This window comes from Pseudomonas sp. (assembly GCF_050739995.1).
Taxonomy (GTDB): Bacteria; Pseudomonadota; Gammaproteobacteria; order Pseudomonadales; family Pseudomonadaceae; genus Aquipseudomonas.
Map to the genome: position 1 here is coordinate 1 of NZ_JBOICG010000780.1, position 3,562 is coordinate 3,562.

At 60.4% G+C, this 3,562-nt stretch carries 4 protein-coding genes; all 4 read left to right on the forward strand.

Annotated elements, in window-relative coordinates; translation table 11 throughout:
- Positions 1-54 precede the first annotated feature (54 nt).
- The 4 genes from ACRESD_RS26420 to ACRESD_RS26435 all read left to right on the forward strand — a co-directional run bounded on the left by ACRESD_RS26420 (position 55) and on the right by ACRESD_RS26435 (position 3,484).
- Positions 55-765, forward strand: a complete 711-nt coding sequence (locus ACRESD_RS26420; RefSeq protein WP_431753598.1) for an ABC transporter ATP-binding protein — start codon at positions 55-57, stop codon at positions 763-765.
- A gap of 1 nt (position 766) precedes the next feature.
- Complete coding sequence (locus ACRESD_RS26425; protein WP_431753599.1) at positions 767-2,032, forward strand: ABC transporter permease; 1,266 nt, start codon at positions 767-769, stop codon at positions 2,030-2,032.
- 11 nt (positions 2,033-2,043) lie between these two features.
- The gene (locus ACRESD_RS26430; RefSeq protein WP_431753600.1) at positions 2,044-2,565 is read left to right on the forward strand and encodes a DUF3299 domain-containing protein; all 522 of its coding nucleotides are present in this window, start codon (positions 2,044-2,046) and stop codon (positions 2,563-2,565) included.
- Between the two features lie 220 nt (positions 2,566-2,785).
- Positions 2,786-3,484, forward strand: a complete 699-nt coding sequence (locus tag ACRESD_RS26435; protein WP_431753601.1) for an OmpW/AlkL family protein — start codon at positions 2,786-2,788, stop codon at positions 3,482-3,484.
- Positions 3,485-3,562: the final 78 nt, after the last annotated feature.

The window sequence follows — 3,562 nt, forward strand, 5'->3', positions numbered from 1 at the left end:
CTCCCACACTTGATCGGCGCCATCATCAAAATCACACCAGACCACTGATTTCCTATGACCCAAGCGTTAATCGAACTGTCCGACCTGGGCTTCAACTGGCCCGGTCACCCACAGTTGCTGGACATTCCCGCCTTCCGCCTGGAAGCAGGGGAAACCCTGTTTCTCAAAGGCCCGAGCGGCAGCGGTAAAACCACTCTGCTCGGGTTACTGGGCGGTGTGCAGAAACCCAGCCAGGGCAGCATTCGCCTGCTCGGCCAGGAGCTGACCGAACTGTCGGCGGGCGCCCGCGATCGTTTCCGCGTCGACCACACGGGCTACATCTTCCAGCAGTTCAACCTGCTGCCGTTTCTGTCGGTGCGCGAGAACGTCGAGTTGCCTTGTCATTTTTCCAAGCTGCGTGCGCAACGGGCGAAGCAGCGTCACGGCAGTGTCGACCAGGCCGCCGCCACCTTGCTGGCGCACCTGGGCTTGAAAGATCCTGGCTTGTTGGAACGTCGCGCCGACTCACTGTCCATCGGCCAACAACAACGGGTGGCCGCAGCCCGTGCACTGATCGGCCAACCGGAACTGGTGATCGCCGACGAACCCACCTCGGCCCTGGATTACGACGCCCGTGAAGCGTTCATCCAGTTGCTGTTCGCCGAATGCCGCGAGGCCGGGGCCAGCTTGTTGTTTGTCAGCCATGACCAGAGCCTGGCTCCGCTGTTCGACCGCAACCTGTCGCTGGCCGAACTCAATCGCGCCGCCACGCTCGCAGAGGTTTGAGATGTATCTGTTCCGTCTAGCCATGGCCAGCCTGGCTAACCGCCGCTTTACCGCGATCCTCACCGCGTTCGCCATCGCGCTGTCAGTCTGTTTGTTGCTCGCCGTGGAGCGGGTGCGTACCGAAGCACGCAACAGTTTCGCCAGCACCATCAGCGGCACCGACCTGATCGTCGGCGCCCGCTCCGGCTCGGTCAACCTGCTGCTGTACTCGGTATTCCGCATCGGCAACGCCACCAACAACATCCGTTGGGACAGCTACGAGCACTTCGCCGCCAACCCGCAGGTGAAATGGGCAATCCCGATTTCCCTCGGTGATTCCCACCGTGGGTACCGCGTGATGGGCACCAACGAGTCCTACTTCGAACACTACCAATACGGCCGTAAACAGAACCTCGAACTGGCCAGCGGCCGCGCCTTCGCCACCGACCCGTTCGAAGTGGTGCTCGGCGCCGAAGTGGCCGACGCACTGCATTACAAACTCGGCGACAAGCTGGTGCTGGCTCACGGTGTGGCGGTGGTCAGCCTGGTGAAGCACGATGACAAGCCGTTCACCGTGGTCGGCATTCTCAAGCGCACCGGCACACCGGTGGATCGCACGCTGCACATCAGCCTCGGTGGCATGGAAGCAATTCACATCGACTGGCACAACGGCGTACCGGCCCAGGGCAAGGGCCGCATCAGTGCCGATCAGGCACGCAACATGGACCTCACACCCCAGGCCATTACCGCGTTCATGTTGGGCCTGAACAACAAGATTTCCACTTTCGCCCTGCAACGGGAAATCAATGATTTCCGTGGTGAACCGATGCTGGCGATCCTCCCAGGCGTGGCCCTGCAAGAGCTGTGGAGCATGATGGGCACCGCTGAAAAAGCGCTGTTCGTGATCTCGCTGTTCGTGGTGCTGACCGGCTTGATCGGCATGCTCACAGCGATTCTCACCAGCCTCAATGAACGCCGCCGTGAAATGGCGATATTGCGCTCGGTGGGTGCACGGCCTTGGCATATCGCCACGCTGCTGATCTTCGAAGCCTTCGCACTGGCGTTGTCCGGCGTGGTCGCAGGCGTGGGTTTGCTGTACGTGTGCATCGCCGCATCACGCGGGTATTTGCAAGCCAACTATGGCCTGGACCTGCCGATGTCGTGGCCAAGCGAATATGAATGGACCTTGCTCGCCGGTATCCTGGCAGCAGCCCTGTTGATGGGCAGCGTGCCCGCGTGGCGCGCCTATCGACAATCCCTGGCCGATGGCCTGTCGATCCGTTTATGAGGAAGGTTTCGATGCGTCGTGCCCTGTTTGCGCTGTTGCTGCTGGTGAGCGTGCCGGTTTGGTCCGCCGACCAGCCCAAGGACCTGTCGTGGCAGGAGATGATCCCGCCGGATGCGCCACCGGAAATTCCCAACATGAAGCCGTTGCACGACCTGTCGAACATGGCCGATGCCTTGTCGGTCGAGGCGGCGCCTGCGGCCAAGCAGGAACTGCCCAACGCGCCCGTGGTGCAGAGCCTCGACGGCCAGCACATCCGTTTGCCGGGTTACATCGTGCCGCTGGAAGTCAGCGAAGAAGGCCGCACCACCGAGTTTCTGCTGGTGCCGTATTTCGGCGCGTGCATTCACGTGCCGCCACCGCCGTCGAACCAGATCGTGCATGTGAAAAGCGAAGTCGGGGTAAAACTCGATGAGCTGTATCAGCCGTACTGGATCGAAGGCTCGATGCAGGTCAAACCGTCCTCCAGCGAATTGGCGGACGCCGGCTACCAGATGGATGCCGAGAAAATTTACGTCTACGAGTTGCAGGAATAACCGCTCTCCTCAGAACACGAAGCTCCAATGTGGGAGCGGGCTTGCCCGCGAAGACGGAGTGTCAGTCAATAGGTTCATCGACTGATTCACCGCCTTCGCGAGTAAGCTCGCTCCCACAGTTTTGATCCGTGATTACCCTTTCATTGAGCTGAATCAAAAGACCGAACGGAACGATCTTTACCATTGGACCTACAACTTTTAAACGTCCTTTGGAGCTCCCATGAACAAGTCTCTGCTCGGCGCGTCCCTCTTCGCGCTCGCCCTCGCCGCCCCTGTCGCACACGCTCATGAAGCCGGCGACATTCTGGTTCGTGCCGGTGCTATCACCGTGAACCCGAAAGCCGACAGCGGCCACGTGAAGGTTGACCAGGGCCCATTGGCGGGCACCAACCTGGGCGGCAAGGCGACCATGAGCAGCGACACCCAACTGGGCTTGAACTTCGCCTACATGTTCACCAGCCACTGGGGTATCGAACTGCTGGCCGCGACGCCGTTCGAGCATGACGTGAAGCTCAAGAACACCGCCCTCGGCGCCGCCAACGGCAAGCTCGGCACCTTGAAGCATCTGCCGCCAACCCTGAGCGTCGTGTACTACCCGCTGGACAGCAAGTCGGCGTTCCAACCGTACGTGGGCGCCGGTATCAACTACACCTGGATCTACGACGAGCACGTCGGCAGCCGTGCGCAACAAGCCGGCTTCAGCAACTTCAAGGCTGAGAACTCTTGGGGCTGGGCCGCGCAGATCGGTGCCGACTACATGCTCAACGACAAGTGGATGATCAACGCCCAGGCGCGCTACATCGACATCAGCACCAAGGCCACCGTGGACAACAATGCGCTGGGCCAAGGCACTCGTGCCAAGGTGAATGTAGATGTGGACCCAATGGTTTACATGGTGGGTATCGGTTACAAGTTCTAAGCAACACTACATAACAATTGTGGGAGCGGGCTTGCTCGCGAATGCGGTGGACCAGCCAATGAATCTGTTGACTGACAC